General features: G+C 68.0%; 14 protein-coding genes. 13 read left to right on the top strand and 1 reads right to left on the bottom strand.

The window, feature by feature from the left end; all coding sequences use genetic code 11:
* Nucleotides 1–16: 16 nt before the first annotated feature.
* A complete protein-coding gene (locus ING98_10470; GenBank protein ID MCA3102290.1) occupies nt 17–256 on the top strand; it encodes a BolA family transcriptional regulator in 240 nt (79 codons plus the stop codon).
* A 32-nt stretch (nt 257–288) separates the two neighbouring features.
* Here the strand turns inward: ING98_10470 and ING98_10465 are convergent, their stop codons facing one another.
* Nucleotides 289–1,422, bottom strand: coding sequence for a PQQ-dependent sugar dehydrogenase (locus tag ING98_10465; protein ID MCA3102289.1), 1,134 nt, complete (start codon nt 1,420–1,422; stop codon nt 289–291).
* A 377-nt stretch (nt 1,423–1,799) separates the two neighbouring features.
* Here ING98_10465 and ING98_10460 point away from each other — a divergent pair, with 377 nt between their 5' ends.
* The 12 genes from ING98_10460 (at nt 1,800) to ING98_10405 (ending at nt 16,228) form a co-directional block, all read left to right on the top strand.
* Entirely contained in the window at nt 1,800–4,094 is a 2,295-nt protein-coding gene (locus ING98_10460) for an NADP-dependent malic enzyme (protein MCA3102288.1), read from the top strand.
* Nucleotides 4,095–4,119: 25 nt separating this feature from the next.
* Nucleotides 4,120–5,532, top strand: a complete 1,413-nt coding sequence (gene fumC, locus ING98_10455) for a class II fumarate hydratase (GenBank protein MCA3102287.1) — start codon at nt 4,120–4,122, stop codon at nt 5,530–5,532.
* A 248-nt stretch (nt 5,533–5,780) separates the two neighbouring features.
* Nucleotides 5,781–7,667: an allophanate hydrolase gene (gene atzF, locus ING98_10450; protein MCA3102286.1), complete on the top strand. Its 1,887-nt coding sequence runs from the start codon at nt 5,781–5,783 to the stop codon at nt 7,665–7,667.
* A complete protein-coding gene (locus ING98_10445) occupies nt 7,664–7,855 on the top strand; it encodes a DUF4089 domain-containing protein (GenBank protein MCA3102285.1) in 192 nt (63 codons plus the stop codon). The genes atzF and ING98_10445 overlap by 4 nt, the downstream gene beginning before the upstream one ends.
* Nucleotides 7,852–9,273, top strand: a complete 1,422-nt coding sequence (locus tag ING98_10440; protein ID MCA3102284.1) for an AtzE family amidohydrolase — start codon at nt 7,852–7,854, stop codon at nt 9,271–9,273. Before ING98_10445 ends, ING98_10440 begins: the two co-directional genes overlap by 4 nt.
* Before the next feature lie 42 nt (nt 9,274–9,315).
* A complete protein-coding gene (gene hpxZ, locus ING98_10435; protein MCA3102283.1) occupies nt 9,316–9,705 on the top strand; it encodes an oxalurate catabolism protein HpxZ in 390 nt (129 codons plus the stop codon).
* Nucleotides 9,706–9,719: 14 nt separating this feature from the next.
* Nucleotides 9,720–10,574, top strand: coding sequence for an ABC transporter ATP-binding protein (locus ING98_10430; GenBank protein ID MCA3102282.1), 855 nt, complete (start codon nt 9,720–9,722; stop codon nt 10,572–10,574).
* Nucleotides 10,571–11,371 (top strand): ABC transporter permease, encoded by an 801-nt coding sequence (locus tag ING98_10425; protein MCA3102281.1) that lies wholly within the window; start codon nt 10,571–10,573, stop codon nt 11,369–11,371. The genes ING98_10430 and ING98_10425 overlap by 4 nt, the downstream gene beginning before the upstream one ends.
* Nucleotides 11,372–11,486: 115 nt before the next feature.
* Entirely contained in the window at nt 11,487–12,521 is a 1,035-nt protein-coding gene (locus ING98_10420; protein ID MCA3102280.1) for an ABC transporter substrate-binding protein, read from the top strand.
* 22 nt (nt 12,522–12,543) lie between these two features.
* Nucleotides 12,544–14,841: a xanthine dehydrogenase family protein gene (locus ING98_10415; protein MCA3102279.1), complete on the top strand. Its 2,298-nt coding sequence runs from the start codon at nt 12,544–12,546 to the stop codon at nt 14,839–14,841.
* Nucleotides 14,838–15,323, top strand: a complete 486-nt coding sequence (locus tag ING98_10410) for a (2Fe-2S)-binding protein (GenBank protein MCA3102278.1) — start codon at nt 14,838–14,840, stop codon at nt 15,321–15,323. The genes ING98_10415 and ING98_10410 overlap by 4 nt, the downstream gene beginning before the upstream one ends.
* Nucleotides 15,320–16,228, top strand: coding sequence for an FAD binding domain-containing protein (locus ING98_10405; protein ID MCA3102277.1), 909 nt, complete (start codon nt 15,320–15,322; stop codon nt 16,226–16,228). Before ING98_10410 ends, ING98_10405 begins: the two co-directional genes overlap by 4 nt.
* The last annotated feature ends 356 nt before the right edge of the window (nt 16,229–16,584 follow it).

The raw sequence follows: 16,584 nt of genomic DNA, 5'->3' as shown, positions 1-16,584 counted from the left end.
AGGAGGAATACCCACGATGGTCACGCCGGAGCAGGTCAAGCAGTACATCGAGCAGGGCATGCCCTGCGAGTTCGTCGAGGTCAGCGGCGATGGTGCCCATTTCGAGGCGGTGATCGTCAGCACGTTGTTCGCCGGCAAGAGCAAGGTGCAACAGCACCAGGTGGTCTACAAGGCGCTCGGTGACCGCATGCGCGAAGAAATACACGCGCTGTCGATGCAGACGCTCACGCCCGAGGCGTGGAACGCCCGCAGCTGAATACGGTATCCCGGCCGGGCCGGAGCCGTGCCTCAGCGTGAAGCGGGCTCGAGTCGCAGCAGCCGGCCGGCGCGCTCGTCGGTGAGCAGGTAGATCAGCCCGTCCGGGCCGACGCGCACATCACGGATGCGCGCCACGCCCGGCAGCAGTCGCTCCTCGTGCACGACCTTCTCGCCGTCGAGTTCCAGGCGATGCAGCGCCTGTCCGCGCAGTGCGCCGACCAGCAGGTTTCCCCGCCATGCGGGGAAGGCGCTGCCCGCATAGAAGGCCATGCCCGAGGGGGCGATCGACGGCGTCCAGCGCGTCAGCGGCTGCTCCATGCCGGCCCTGGCGGTACCTTCGCCGATCCGGGTGCCGATGCCGTAATTGACTCCGTAGGTGATGATCGGCCAGCCGTAGTTGCGGCCTGCCCGCATCACGTTCACTTCGTCGCCGCCCTGCGGGCCGTGCTCGTGCGTCCACAGTTCACCGGTCACCGGATGGATGGCCGCACCCTGCATGTTCCGGTTGCCCAGGGTGAACTTCTCCGGGCGGGCGCCAGCCACCTTGACGAAGGGATTGTCGGCTGGCACCCGGCCGTCGTCGTGCAACCGGATCACCGATCCGGCGTGATCGTCCAGCCGTTGCGCGCGCTGCATCTCACCGCGGTCGCCGAGCGTGATGTACAGGAAGCCCTTTGCATCGAACGCAAGCCTGGAGCCGAAGTGCTGGCCGCGCGTGGACCGCGGCACCATCCGGAACACGCTCTTCACGTCCTCGAACACCAGGCGACCGGACTGTTCGACCAGCCGACCGCGTACCACCTCAGTGCCGACGCCGTCGGCATCGCCGCTCGCCAGCGACAGGTAGATCCACCGATTGGCCGCGAACTGCGGGTGCAGCGCCACGTCCAGCAGCCCACCCTGTCCGACCACCGCTACCCGCGGCAGCCCTTCGACCGGACGCGGATCGACCACGCCATCGCGGCCGACCACGCGCAGCCGGCCCGGCCGTTCGGTGACCAGCATGCGCCCGTCGGGCAGGAAGGCGAGGCTCCACGGGAACTCGAGCCCGGCGGTGAGCGTGTTCACCCGCAGCGCGCCGCGCTCGCCCTGCACGATCTGCATATCTGCCGGCTGGGCCGATGTCGGGGCAGGCAGCGTCGCCGCGAGTGCCGCGGCGAGCATTGCCGGCGCGAGGCGCAGCAAGGGCCCTCGCGCAGTGGCAGGCCGGGCGCGGGCAGGGCAGGCGGGACGGGGGGCGCGCGAAGCGCGGTTCAACGACGGCAAGGCCATGGCGATGCTCCATGCAGGTGCGCTGATGATCCCGCAGGATAGCAATGTCGTGCAGCGTGCGGCACTGTCCGTCGGCACTGGCGGCACCCTCGCGAGGGCGATCTGCCGTCGGTATACTCGGACGGTTTCCGTCTCGAACCTGGGGCGGGTTTCCCGGCCGCGGTCATCGGGGCCGCTGGGCCGGGGGCGGGACAGTTCCGGCCCCGACCCGCGCGACCGCGGACCGCCCTATCAACATGCCGACCGAAGGTCACGAAGGAGCGCCGTACATGCCGCCCGACCAGGAAATCCGCGCCGCTGCGCTCGACTACCATCGCTTTCCCCGCCCCGGGAAGATTTCGGTTACCCCGACCAAGGGCCTGACCAACCAGCGCGACCTCGCGCTCGCCTACACGCCCGGGGTCGCTGCCGCCTGCGAACTGATCGCGGCCGACCCTGCCGAGGCGCGCAACATGACCAGCCGCGGCAACCTGGTCGCCGTGATCACCAATGGCACTGCAGTGCTCGGGCTCGGGGCCATCGGCCCCCTGGCCGCGAAGCCGGTGATGGAAGGCAAGGCGGTCCTGTTCAAGAAGTTCGCGGGCATCGACGTGTTCGACATCGAGATCGACGAGCGCGACCCGCAGAAACTCGTCGATGTCATCGCCGCCCTCGAGCCGACCTTCGGTGGCATCAACCTCGAGGACATCAAGGCGCCGGAGTGTTTCTACGTCGAGCGCAAGCTGCGCGAACGGATGAAGATCCCGGTCTTCCACGACGACCAGCACGGAACCGCGATCATCGTCGGCGCGGCCATCCTGAACGGCCTGAAGGTGGTCGGCAAGGATATCGACAAGGTGCGCCTCGTCGTCTCGGGCGCCGGTGCCGCCGCGCTCGCCTGCCTCGACCTCCTGGTCAGGATGGGGCTGCCACGCCGGAACATCACCGTCACCGACATCGAAGGCGTGGTGTACAAGGGCCGCACGAAACTGATGGACCCCGACAAGGACGTCTACGCGATCGACACCGAAGCCCGCACGCTCGGCGAAGTGATCGCGGGAGCCGACGTGTTCCTTGGCGTGTCCGCCGGCAATGTACTCAAGGCCGAGATGGTCAAGCAGATGGCCGACCGTCCACTGATCCTCGCCCTCGCCAATCCGAACCCGGAGATTCATCCTGCGGAGGCAAGGGCGGCGCGGCCGGATGCAGTGATCGCGACCGGCCGCTCCGACTATCCGAACCAGGTCAACAACGTCCTCTGCTTCCCGTTCATCTTCCGTGGCGCGCTCGACGTCGGCGCGACCAGCATCAACGAAGAGATGAAGATCGCCGCCGTGCGCGCGATCGCGGAACTGGCCCAGGCCGAACAGTCCGACATCGTGGCCGAGGCCTACGGTACCGATTCGTCGCTGTCCTTCGGGCCCGACTACCTGATCCCGCGTCCGTTCGACCCGCGGCTGATCCTGAAGATAGCGCCCGCCGTGGCGAAGGCGGCGGTGGCCAGCGGCGTGGCGACCCGCCCGCTGACGGACTGGGACGCCTACGAACAGGAACTGAAGCAGTTCGTCTATCAGTCAGGCTTCGTGATGAAGCCGCTGTTCAGCGCCGCGAGGCACTCCCCCAAACGCGTGGTCTATGCCGAGGGCGAGGAAGAGAAGGTCCTGCGCGCCGTACAGATCGTCGTCGACGAGAAGCTCGCGCGGCCGATCCTGATCGGGCGCCCGGACGTGATCAACACCCGCATCGCGCGCCTGGGCCTGCGCATCCAGGAGGGCCGTGACTTCGAGATGGTCAACACCGAGAGCGATCCGCGCTACCGCGAATACTGGCAGCTGTACCACCAGATCATGGAGCGCGACGGGGTATCGGTCGAGTACGCCAAGCTCGAGATGCGGCGCCGTCCGACGCTGATCGGCGCGACGCTGGTGCGACAGGGTGAGGCCGACGCCATGCTTTGCGGTACCGTGGGCATCTACCAGCACCACCTGCGCTATATCGAACGCATGATCGGGCTCAAGCCGGGTGCCAAGACGTTCGGCGGCATGAATACCCTGATGCTGCCCAAGCGCACGCTGTTCATCGCCGACACCTACGTGAACTACGACCCGACCGCGGAGCAGCTGGTCGAGATCACCACGATGGCCGCCGAGGAAGTGCGCCGGTTCGGCATGGTGCCCAAGGTTGCACTGCTGTCGCATTCGAGCTTCGGCAGCCACGACTCGCCCTCCTCGCGCAAGATGCGCGAAGTGCTGGTCAGGCTGCGCGAGGTGGCGCCGGGGCTCGAGGTCGAGGGCGAGATGCACGGCGACGCCGCGATCTCGGAGGCGATCCGCAGCGCGCAGTTCCCGAACTCGCAGCTCAAGGGCGAGGCCAACCTGCTGATCATGCCGTCGATCGACGCCGCGAACATTGCGTTCAACCTGCTCAAGCAGGCGGCCGGCGATGGCATAACGGTCGGGCCGATCCTGCTCGGGGCGGCGAGGCCCGCGCACGTGATCACGCCGAGCGCCACGGTTCGACGTATCGTCAACATGACCGCCGTGGTGGTGGTCGATGCCGCCGGCAAGCCGGCGCTGTCCCTGTAGTGAACAGGCAGTGGAGGAAGGAAAGATGAGTACCGACAACGCCACCGGATTCCGGGAAGAGAAGGACACGATGGGCATCATGCGGGTGCCCGATGCGGCGCTATGGGGCGCGCAGACGCAGCGTTCGCTGGAGAACTTCCGCATCTCGTCGGAGAAGATGCCGATCGACCAGGTGCATGCGCTGGCGATGGTGAAGAAGGCCTGCGCGGCGGTGAACGCCGAACTCGGACAGCTGCCCGCTGAAAAGGCGCAGGCGATCATCGCCGCCGCCGATGAGGTGCTGGCCGGCACGCATGACCGTGAGTTCCCGCTCGCCGTGTGGCAGACCGGCTCCGGCACGCAGAGCAACATGAACGTGAACGAGGTGCTGGCCAATCGCGCCTCCGAACTGATGGGCGGCGTGCGCGGCGAATCGCGCAAGGTGCACCCGAACGACGACGTGAACCGGGGCCAGTCCTCGAATGACGTGTTCCCGACCGCGATGAGCGTGGCGGCGGTGATCGCGCTGGAGAAGCAGCTGAAGCCGGCGGTGCGCAGGCTGCGCGATACCCTGTCGGGCAAGTCGCAGGCCTTCATGACCATCGTGAAGATCGGCCGTACCCACCTGCAGGACGCGACGCCGCTGACGCTCGGCCAGGAGTTCTCCGGCTATGTCGCCCAGCTCGATCAGTGCCTGAAGCATGTCGAGCAGACCCTTCCGCACCTGTGCGAGCTCGCCCTCGGCGGCACCGCGGTGGGCACCGGGCTCAACGCGCATCCGAAGTTCGCCACCGGCGTCGCCGCCGAGTTGTCGCGGCTCACCGGCTACCCGTTCGTGACCGCACCGAACAAGTTCGAGGCGATGGGCGCCAATGACGCGATCGTCTTCGCGCACGGCGCGCTGAAGACGCTCGCGGCCTCGATGATGAAGATCGCCAACGACGTACGCTGGCTGTCGTCCGGCCCGCGCAGCGGACTGGGCGAGATCGCCATTCCCGAGAACGAGCCGGGCAGCTCGATCATGCCGGGCAAGGTCAACCCGACCCAGTCCGAGGCGATGACGATGCTCTGCTGCCAGGTGATGGGCAACGACGTCGCGATCAACATCGGTGGTTCGATGGGCAACTTCGAGCTGAACGTGTTCAAGCCGATGATCATCCACAATTTCCTGCAGAGCGTCCGGCTGCTCGCCGACGGCATGGTGAGCTTCAACGACAACTGCGCGGTCGGTATCGAGCCACGCCTCGACGTGATCGACCGGCTGATGCGCGAATCGCTGATGCTGGTGACCGCACTGAACCCGCATATCGGCTACGACAAGGCGGCCTACATCGCCAAGAAGGCGCACAAGGAAGGCACCACGCTGCGCGAAGCCGCGGTTGCCTCCGGGCACCTGACCGGCGAACAGTTCGACCAGTGGGTGAAGCCCGAGAAGATGGTCGGCACGCTGAAGTCCTGAACACGGGCAGGCAGTCCCGGTGCATGGATGCGGGCAGACGCTCGCAGGGCATGCAAGGCCGGGGCTGTCGCCTCATAATGGTGCAGTTTTGGCGGATATGCCGCATGTCGGTGCTCCGCGGCAGGAAACAGGCACCCGCGGACGGCGGCGGGTCCCTGCACGGTGATGGCACGGCGATTGCAATATTCTGCCGTCGTGTGTCCTTGTCGACTTTTCCACGGTGTGCCTCCAGTGTCCTGTCCATCCCGATGAAGCTCCACGACCAGTCCCTGGATGTGCTGACACTGCGCGCGGCGCTGGCCGCCGGTACCGTCAGCGCACGCGATGTCGTCGAGGCCGTCATCGCCCGGATCGCTGCGCGCGCCGACGATCCAGTCTGGATCAGCCGCGAGAGCGATGCCGCGCTGCGCGCACGCGCGGCGGAACTCGACCGATTGCCCGCAGCGAGCCGCACCGCGCAGGGTCTGCCGCTGTTCGGCATCCCTTTCGCGGTCAAGGACAACATCGATGTCGCCGGCTTGCCCACCACCGCAGGCTGCAGCGCCTTTGCCTACCGGCCTGAAGCCACGGCTACGGCGGTGCAGCGGCTGCTCGATGCCGGTGCCATCCATGTCGGCAAGACCAACCTCGACCAGTTCGCCACCGGGCTGGTCGGCGTACGCAGTCCGTATGGGGTGCCGGTCAACACCTTCGACCCCGCCTTCGTGCCGGGCGGATCCAGTTCCGGGTCGGCGGTCGCGGTGGCTGCCGGGCTGGTGAGCTTCTCGCTGGGCACCGATACCGCCGGTTCCGGCCGGGTACCGGCAGCCTTCAACAATATCGTCGGACTGAAACCGACCCGCGGCCTGGTGAGCAACCATGGCACGGTACCCGCCTGCCGCTCGCTCGACTGCATCGCCGTGTTCGCGCACAACTGCCTGGACGCCCGCGCGGTGCTCGATGTCATCGCCGCCCCGGATCCGCTCGATCCATGGTCGCGCAGTGCGCCCGCGGATGCCTCTGACGCCGCGATGACCGATCCGCGCGGACTGCGCTTCGGCGTGCTCGCGCCAGCCGACCGCGAATTCTTCGGCGATGCGCGTGCCGCCGCTGCCTACGATCGCGCTATCGATGCGCTGGTGGCACTGGGTGCGGTACCCGTGCCGTTCGACTACACACCATTCGCCGAAGCGGCAGCACTGCTCTACCACGGCCCCTGGGTCGCCGAACGCTATGCCGCGATCCGGGCCTTCATCGAAGCGCAGCCGCAGGCGCTGCACCCGGTGACCCTGCAGATCACCGAGGGCGCACGTCGCTTCAGCGCCGCCGACACCTTCGAGGCAATGTACCGTCTGCAGGAACTGCGCGCGGTCTGCGGCAAGCTCTGGCGCGGCGAAGGCGCGATCGACCTGATGCTGCTGCCCACCGCGCCGACGATCTATCGCCTCGACGAGGTCGAGGCCGAACCGTTGCTGCTCAATACCCGGCTCGGGCGATACACCAACTTCGTGAACCTGCTCGATCTCTCGGCGGTAGCGGTTCCTGCCGGCCTGCGTGACGACGGGCTGCCGACTGGTGTCACGATGGTCGGCGAGGCGTTTCGGGAACATGCACTGCTCGATATCGGCGTCCGGCTGCAGGCCGCGCTGAACGCTTCCAGCGGTGCCTGCGGCTTGCCGGTGCCGCACGCCGTCGGTTCTGCAGCGCCCGCGCCGCGCCCGTCGCCGCCGACGGTAAGCCTCGCGGTGGTCGGTGCCCATCTGTCGGGCATGCCGTTGAACGACCAGCTCACCAGCCGCGCTGCACGCCTGGTCGCTGCGACCACCACGGCGCCCGGGTACCGTCTGCATGCATTGCCCGGCACGGTGCCGCCGCGGCCGGGGCTGGTCCGGACCGGCGCCAGCGCGCAGGGTGGCACGACCGGCCAGCGCGCATCGATTGCCGTCGAAGTCTGGGAATTATCGGTCGAGGCGTTCGGCGCATTCGTCGCCGAGGTACCGCCACCGCTGGCGATCGGTACCGTCACGCTCGCTGACGGCAGTGAGGTCAAGGGCTTCGTCTGCGAACCGGCCGGCCTGGAGGGAGCGATCGATATCTCCGCGTTTGGTGGCTGGCGCGCCTACTGTGAGCACGTCGCGGGAGCACCCGCACGATGACCGATCCGAAAGCGGTCGACTGGTCCGCCTACGTCGACATCGCATCGGCCGCAATCGGCCTGCCGATCGACGCGTCGGTGCGCGCCGGGGTGGTGGCGAACCTGGAACGCATGGCGCAGGTGGCCCAGGTGGTCGACTCGGTCGTCCTGAACGATACCGACGAGGCTGCAGGGGTTTTCCGTCCGTGAACGAGTCGTCCGACGCGGGCCATCCGGTCGCTGCCGAGACGGCTGCATCGATCGCGTGTGGCGTTCGCGAGGGACGCATCCGCGCACTCGACGTGGCCCGCGCGGCGCTGGACGGCATCGACCGGCGCAACGCCCGCTACAACGCATTCACCGAAGTGACGCGCGCGCGCGCGCTGGCGGAAGCGGCAGCGGTGGATACGGCAATTGCCCGTGGCGAGGTGCCCGGTCCGCTCGCCGGCGTGCCTTACGCGGTGAAGAACCTGTTCGACATCGAGGGCCTGGTCACGCTCGCCGGATCGCGCATCAATCGCGACCGTACGCCCGCCACGGCCGATGCCAGCGCGGTTCGCCGGCTGCGTGCTGCCGGTGCCGTGCTGGTGGGCGCGTTGAACATGGACGAGTACGCCTACGGGTTCACTACCGAGAACAGCCACTACGGGCCGACGCGCAATCCGCATGACCCGGCGCGGGTGGCGGGCGGATCGTCAGGCGGCTCTGCGGCTGCCGTCGCCGCGGGAATGGTGCCATTCACGCTGGGCACCGACACCAACGGCTCGATCCGCGTGCCCGCGTCGCTGTGCGGCCTGTTCGGCCTCAAGCCGACCTACGGACGGCTGTCGCGCGCCGGCGGCTACCTGTTCGTCGGCAGTCTCGACCACATCGGCCCGCTCGCCCGATCGGCCACCGATCTGGCACTCGCCTACGATGCGATGCAGGGGCCGGATGCCTCGGACCCGGTCTGTGCGCAGCGGCCGGTCGAGCCCACCCTGCCCGAGCTCGGGCGCGGCATCGACGGGCTGCGTATCGCGGTGGCAGACGGTTACTTCGCCCGCCCGATGGCGGACGAGGCGCGCGCGGCGGTGCAGTCGGTTGCCGCAGCGCTTGGTGCGACGATGCGCGTGGACATTCCGGAGGCCGGGCGCGGCCGGGCTGCGGCGTTCCTGATGACCGCGATCGAGGGCAGCCTCCTGCACCTGCCCGACCTCAAGGCTCGCGCGGGCGAGTTCGACCCGCTGATCCGCGATCGGATGCTCGCCGGCGCGCTCGCTCCGGCGCAGTGGCTCTGGCAGGCGCACCGGGTGCGTCGGTACGTGCGCGATCGCGCGCTGCAGGTGTTCGATCGCTGCGACGTGGTGATCGCACCCTGTACTCCTGTGTCGGCGCCGGTGATCGGCACCGAGTGGATCACACTGGAAGGAGAGCAGATGCTGGCGCGGCCGAACCTCGGCCTGTTCACCCAGCCGATTTCCTTCCTGGGATGGCCCGTGGCCGCGGTCCCGGTCGCCCGCCCGTCCGGTGCGCTGCCGATCGGCGTGCAGGTGATTGCCGCGCCCTGGCGCGAGGATCTCTGCCTGCGCGTGGCCGCCCGACTCGAACGCCTCGGCATTGCGGCCGCACCGGCCGTGCTGCCACACTGAACGCATGACTCACGAATGCAACCTGCACCCGAAAGCAACCTGATGAGCCTCGAAGTCAATATCCCGGACGTGCTGGCGGAAGTCACCGCGGCCTTCTACCGCTATGAAGACGCACTGGTAAACAACAAGGTCGACGTGCTCGACGAGATCTTCTGGGACCACCCGAGCACGCTGCGCTACGGAGCGACCGAGAACCTGCACAGCTACGAGGAGATCTGCGAGTTCCGTGCCTCGCGTCCTTCGCAGGGCCTGATGCGTACGCTCGAAAACACCCGCATCACCACCTACGGACATGATTTCGCGGTGGCCAACACCGAATTCAAGCGCCCGCCCGGCGACAGGATCGGCCGCCAGAGCCAGACCTGGATGCGTACGCCCGCGGGCTGGCGCGTCGTGGCGGCGCATGTGAGCATCATGATCGAACCCAAGTGACCACGGGGACCGCGATGGACGCGACCGTCGATTCAGGCAATGCAGCAGCCACCTCGGGTACGGTGATCGCCGACCCGTTCATCCGCTTCGACGACGTCAGTCTGCGCTATGGCGGCCCGGGCGGCACGCTCGCCGTCGAGGGGGCGACGATCGATATCCCGAAAGGCGGCTTCGTGTCGATCGTCGGGCCGTCGGGATGCGGCAAGTCGACGCTGCTGAAGATGGTGTCCGGGCTGATCGCACCCACCGCGGGCCGGGTGGTGGTCGGCGGCAAGCCGGTGACTGGTCCGCTCGGCTTCGTCGGCATGGCGTTCCAGAACCCGACGCCGCTGCCCTGGTATAGCGTGATCGACAACGTGATGCTGCCATTGCGCATCGTCGAGCCCTACCGCAGTACCTTCCGCGCGCGCTACGACGAGTACCGCGCGAAGGCCGAGGCCCTGCTGGAGATGGTCGGGCTGAAGGGCTTCGGCGAGAAGAAGCCGTGGCAACTCTCCGGCGGCATGCTGCAGCGGGCATCGCTCTGCCGTGCGCTGATCCACGAGCCGGCGCTGCTGCTGCTCGACGAACCGTTCGGCGCGCTGGATGCGTTCACCCGCGAAGAGCTCTGGCAGGTACTCCAGGAACTGTGGCTTGCCCGGCGTCCGACCGTGATGCTCATTACCCATGATCTTGCCGAGTCGGTGCTGCTGTCCGAGACCGTGTTCGTGATGAGCGCGCGTCCGGGCCGCCTGCTGCACAGCGAGGCCGTGCCTTTTGCGCGTCCGCGCGGGCTCGACGTGATGTACGAACCGGAGTTCGTGTCGATGGTCCACCGGCTGCGCACCCGCATCGGCAACGCGCGCGCCGATGGCATGAAGGGAGCATGAAGATGAACGCATCCCTGCTTGCCAATCGCTACGTGATCAAGGCGTTCCCGGTCGTCTTCGTGGCCCTGATCTTCATCGCCTGGGAACTGCTGGTCGTGCTGACCGGCATCAAGTCGGTGATCCTGCCTCCGCCGAGCGCGGTGATCTATGACCTGGTCACCAAGTTCCCGCTCATCTGGCCGCATGCGGTACAGACGCTGTACACCACGATGGTCGGTTTCCTGGGGGCGATCGTCGTCGGCGTACTGCTGGGCGCACTGATCGGGTCGTCCCGGCTCGCGTACGAAGCGTTCTATCCGGTACTGATCGGCTTCTCCAGCATTCCGAAGGTCGCGGTGGTGCCGATCTTCGTGCTGTGGTTCGGCGTCGGCACCATACCGGCCATCCTCACCTCGCTGGTGATCTCGTTCTTCCCGATCGTGGTGAACGTCGCCACCGGGCTCGCCACCACCGAGCCGGAGCTCGAAGACGTGCTGCGTGCGCTGGGCGCGAAGAAGCGCGACATCCTGCTGAAGGTGGGGTTGCCGAGGGCGATGCCGTACTTCTTCGCATCGCTGAAGATTTCGGTCACGCTCGCCTTCGTCGGTACCGTGCTGTCGGAGACGGTCGCCGCCAACAAGGGCATCGGCAACGTGATGATGGTGGCCAGTGCCAACTACCAGACCGCTCTGGCGTTCGGTGCGCTGCTGCTGCTGGCCATCATGGGGGTGATCCTGTACGGTGTTTTCGCGCTGCTCGAGACCCGCTTCGCGGGGTGGTCGCAGCGCAAGGCCGACCTTGCATTGCAGAGCCACTGATGTCTCGTACCGGACGGCGGACAAGCACCACCCAGCCCGGCAAAGGATTCGACACCCGGCCATGAGTCATGGTCGCCCACTGACACTGTCACGATTCAACCGAGGAGATTGACGAATGGATGCACAGAAGCGCAAGACACTCACGACCGCAGCGGCACTGCTGGCGTCGTCGCTCGCCGCGCCCTCGGCGCTTGCCCAGGCCAAGGTCGCGATCCGCTTCCAGCTCGATTGGGTGTGGCAGGGGCCACACGCCTTCTTCCTGCTCGCGCAGGACCGCGGCTACTTCGCCAAGGAAGGCCTGGACGTCACGTTCGACCAGGGCAAGGGTTCGGGCGTGGCCGTGAACTCGGTGGCCAGCGGCGTGTACGACGGCGGCTTCGGTGATACCAACGCGCTGATCCGGCTGGCCGCGCAGAAGCCCGGCGAGCAGCCGGTCGCGGTCTACATGCTGTACAACCGCGCACCGTTCGTGATCGCGACGCTCGCGTCGTCGGGCATCAGGACGCCTCGCGACCTGGAGGGCCGCACCCTGGGTGCGCCGGCCGGTGACGCGGCGCTCGGCCTGCTGCCGGTATTCGCCAAGGCGAACGGTGTCGATGCCAGCAAGGTGAAGATCACCAACATGGCGCCGAACCTGCGCGAGCCGATGCTGCAGAAGAAGGAAGTCGACGCGGTCGCCGGCTTCATCAACACGATCTGGTTCGCGGCCCAGGCGGTCGGGCTGAACCCGGAGAAAGACCTGAACATTTTCCGTTATGGCGACATGGGTGTCGCCGGCTACGGCAACTCGATCATGTTCTCGCAGAGGTTCGTGAAAGAGAATCCGGAGGCGATCCGTGGTTTCCTGCGCGCGCTGACGCGCGGGGTGCAGGACGTGCTCGCCAATCCGGATGCCGGCGTCGACGCGGTGATGAAGCGCGATCCGCTGCTCAATCGCGACAACCAGCGGCAGCGGCTGCTGGCGGCGATCCAGAACGACGTGCTGTCGCCGGAAGTCACCAAGGTCGGGCTGGGCGACGTGGTGGACGACCGCTTCGCCCGCGGTGTCGCGCAGCAGGTGGAAGCGGCCGCGCTGCCGCGTGCGCCGGCGCAGGCAGAGGTGTTCAATCGCAGCTTCCTGCCTGCCCGCGACCAGCGGCTCGTGAAGTAACGCTCTGCGGGGGCCGTCACCGATGACCACTCCGGAAAGGCGTGACGGTTTCCCCGGAACCCGGGGCGCAGTGGGCGCTCCGGTCGTGCGCAAGGACGCTGCGGCCAAGATCCTGGGCGAGGCCCGGTATGTCGACGACCTCGTGTATCCCGGCATGCTGCACGGAGCCACGGTACGTACGCATGCGGCTGGCGGCACGATCGAGCGCATCGAGTTCGGTGCCGGCGTCGACTGGTCGTCGTTCGTCGTGGTTGCCGCGTCGGACATCCCGGGCCTCAATGCGACCCGGATGATCGAGCAGGACCAGCCGGTGCTGGCCTGCGACCGTTTCCGCCATGCCGGCGAGCCGGTGCTGCTTCTCGCGCATCCCGACCGAGCTTTGCTGCGCGAGGCGCTGGCGGCGGTGACGCTGCACGAGATACCCGACCCCGCGCCGGTGTTCTCGATCGACGATGCGCTGGCGCTGCGCGGCGAGGTGTGTCCCGGCAACGTCTTCCGCGACTACCTGATGTCGCGCGGTGACCTCGCGGCAGGCGAAGCGGCGGCGGAGGTCGTGTTCGAAGGGCGCTTCGAGACCGGGGCCCAGGAACATGTGTACATCGAGCCGCAGGGCATGATCGCCCATGTCGATGCCGGCGGCGTGCTGGTGGTCGAAGGATCGATGCAATGCCCCTACTACGTGCTGGACACCCTGACCGCGGTCACCGGCCGCGATGCGGGCGCGGTACGGGTCGTCCACTGCACCACTGGCGGTGGTTTCGGCGGCAAGGAGGAGTATCCGTCGCATATCGCCGCGCACGCGGCCCTGCTGTCGCTGAAGGCGGGCGGGCGCCCGGTCAAGCTGGTGTACGACCGCGCCGAGGACATGCTGGCCACGCCCAAGCGCCACCCGTCACGCACCCTGGTGCGTATCGGGGCCCGTCGCGATGGGCGACTGTCGTTCCTCGACATGGATTTCGCGCTCGATGGCGGCGCGTACACGACGCTGTCGCCGGTCGTGCTTTCGCGCGGCGTGATCCACGCGCCGGGGCCCTATGCCTGCGCGAACGCGCGGGTACGGGGGCGGGCGGTCGCCACCAACCACCCGCCGAACGGCGCGTTCCGGGGCTTCGGCGCGCCGCAGAGCATCTTCGCGATCGAGCAGGCGATGGACGGGCTCGCGCGCCAGCTGGGCATGACGCCGCTGGAGCTGCGCCGGGTGAACATGCTGCGCCCGGGTGACCGCTCGGTGCCCGGCCAGCTGATCGACGACACGACCGACTTCGATGCCGTGCTCGAACAGGCCCTGCGCGAGAGCGACTACCTTGCCCGGCGCGATGCGTTCGCGGCATTCAATGCCACGAATGCCGCCGCCGGGCGTCCGCTTCGCAAGGGCATCGGGTTGGCCACCTTCCACCACGGTGCCGGCTTCACCGGTAATGGCGAGGTCGTGCTCGCTTCCGAAGCACGGGTGCGTGCGAATGCCGACGGACGCGTGCAGGTGGTCGCATCCAGCAGCGAGATGGGCCAGGGCAACACCACCACGCTGTGCCAGGTCGTCGCCGGCGCGTTGGGGCTGCCGCTCGACTGGGTAACCCAGGCGCCGGTCGACACGCACGACGTACCCGATTCCGGCCCGACGGTCGCCTCCCGCACCTGCATGATCGTCGGGCAGATCGTCGAGCAGGCCGCACGCGGGCTGCGCGCCGAACTCATCGGCAAGGCCGGGCTGCCGGCCACCGCGGCCGACGAGCATGCATTCGCCGCAGCCTGCGCACGCTATCTCGACGGCCATCCCCGGCTGGAGGCACAGGCGCGCTACGAGCCGCCGGCGAACGTCGCATGGGACGAGACCGTGTTCGAAGGCTCTCCCTACGCGAGCTACGCCTGGGCCACCTACGTGGCCGAGGTGGACATCGACCTGACGACCTGCGAGATCGCGCTATCCGGGTTCACCGCGGTGCAGGAGGTGGGCCGCGTGGTGAACCCCGTGATCGCGGCCGGGCAGGTCGAGGGCGGCGTGGTGCAGGGCATCGGTTTTGCCTTGTTCGAGAAGGTGGTCCGCGACGGGAACGGGGCGATGGCCAACAACCGGATGACCAACTACATCATTCCGACCACGGTGGATATCCCGCCAGTGCGCGTGTTCTTCCAGGAACAACCCGGGGGCATCGGTCCGTCCGGTGCCAAGGGACTCGGCGAACTGCCGATGGACGGCCCGGGTCCGGCGATCCTGAGCGCGGTGAATTTCGCGCTCGGGACGCGTATCGCCTGCCTGCCGGTACTGCCCGAAGACGTGATGGCGGCACTGCAGCCAGCGCTCGCGCCGGAGGCCGCATGAACTTCGCCCGTACGCTGGCATTCACGCTGAACGGGCGCGCGCTGTCCGGCGCCGACGGATCGATCGCATCGCCGTCGATGCGACTGCTCGACCTGCTGCGCCTGCAGGCCGGGCAGACCGGCACGAAGGAGGGCTGCGGCGAGGGGGAGTGCGGCGCCTGTGCCGTGCTGGTCGACGGCGAGGTCGTGAACAGCTGCCTGGTACCCGTGGGACAACTGCACGGCCGCACGGTGACGAGCATCGAGGGCCTGCCACGCACCGATCCCCTGCTCGAGGCGTTCGCACGGGCCGGCGCCACCCAGTGCGGGATCTGCACCCCCGGCATGATCCTCGCTGCGCGTGCGCTGCTCGACCGCCAGCCTGATCCGTCCCTCGATGAAGTCCGCGAAGCGCTGGCGGGCAACCTGTGCCGCTGTACCGGCTACGCGCGCATCTATGCGGCCGTACTCGATGCCGCCACCGTCCGCGGCGGCGACGCATGAATCCCGCAGCAGCCGCAGCGGGCGAGTGGTACCGCCCGGCATCGCTCGCCGACGCGCTCGCCATCAGGGCGTCAGCAGGGGGTGCGGTGGTCGCGATCGCCGGTTGCACCGATCTCATGGTCGGATGGAATGCCGGTGGCCGTCGGCTGCCATCGGTGCTGGACCTGTCCGCGCTGCCGGAATTGGGCGCGATCGAGGTCGGCCCGGACGCGGTGACCATCGGTGCCGCAGTCTGCTGCGCGCGCATCGCCGCGCATCCTGCCATTGCAGGCCGTCTGCCGATGCTGGCGTCCTCGGCCCGTCAGACCGGTTCGATCGCGATACAGAACAGGGCCACGCTCGGCGGCAACATCATGAACGCGTCGCCGGCGGCCGACAATCCGCCGGTGCTGCTGGCCTACGGCTCCCAGGTCACGCTGGCCAGCGTACGCGGAAGCCGGACGCTCGACTACGCGGCATTCCACACCGGGTACAAGCGCACCCTTGCCGAGCCCGATGAACTGCTGGTATCAGTGACTTTACCGTATCCGGCACCCGGCGCATCGAGCCACTACCGGAAAGTCGGAACGCGCAGGGCGCAGGCGATCAGCAAGGTGGCGCTCGCGGCGCTGATCGAGACGACTGACGGTGCCGAGGACCGTGGCCGGCAGGTGCGAGATGCGCGCTTCGGATTCGCCTCGGCCGGTCCGGTACCGCTGGCTGCACCGGCCTTGTCTGCAGCGATCCGCGACAGGCCGTTTTCCAAGATCGACCGCGCCCTGGTCGAACATGCGCTCGCATCCGATCTCTCGCCGATCGACGACATCCGTTCGACGGCCGCCTATCGCCGGCAGGTCGCGGTGAACCTGGTGATGGCTGCGCTTGCTGAAGCCTGGCAGGCGCCGGAGCGCGCGCGCCCGCTCTAGAAGGCGTTACGCGCGCCTTCTTTCTGTCCGTCGATACGGATCGGCAGGGCGTCTCGCTCGGCCGGCGCCGTGCACCGGCGGCTTGTGCTCGCGTGGTGCAACTTCTCCGGCGGCGCTTCATCGTGGTGCGGATCTTCCGTATCGACGTGCGCGTGGGATGCCTGAAGTCCAGCAAGGTCGCTCGCCGTCGACGCGGTGCGGTCGATCGATCCGCACGGCGCCGGCGCACGCGGTGGCTACAGCCCGGCCAGCGCTGCGGTTCGGAGTGGATGCCCGCGCGTAGATGGCATGCATGTTGCTGACATGGAAGGGCCGCGACCTGTTGGTATACCAGTTGGTGTGCCAGCCGTTTCGGG

The organism is Rhodocyclaceae bacterium, from assembly GCA_020248265.1.
GTDB lineage: Bacteria > Pseudomonadota > Gammaproteobacteria > Burkholderiales > CAIKXV01 > CAIKXV01.
Note: the sequence above shows the minus strand (reverse complement) of the source record. Positions and strands in the feature narration are given on the sequence as shown.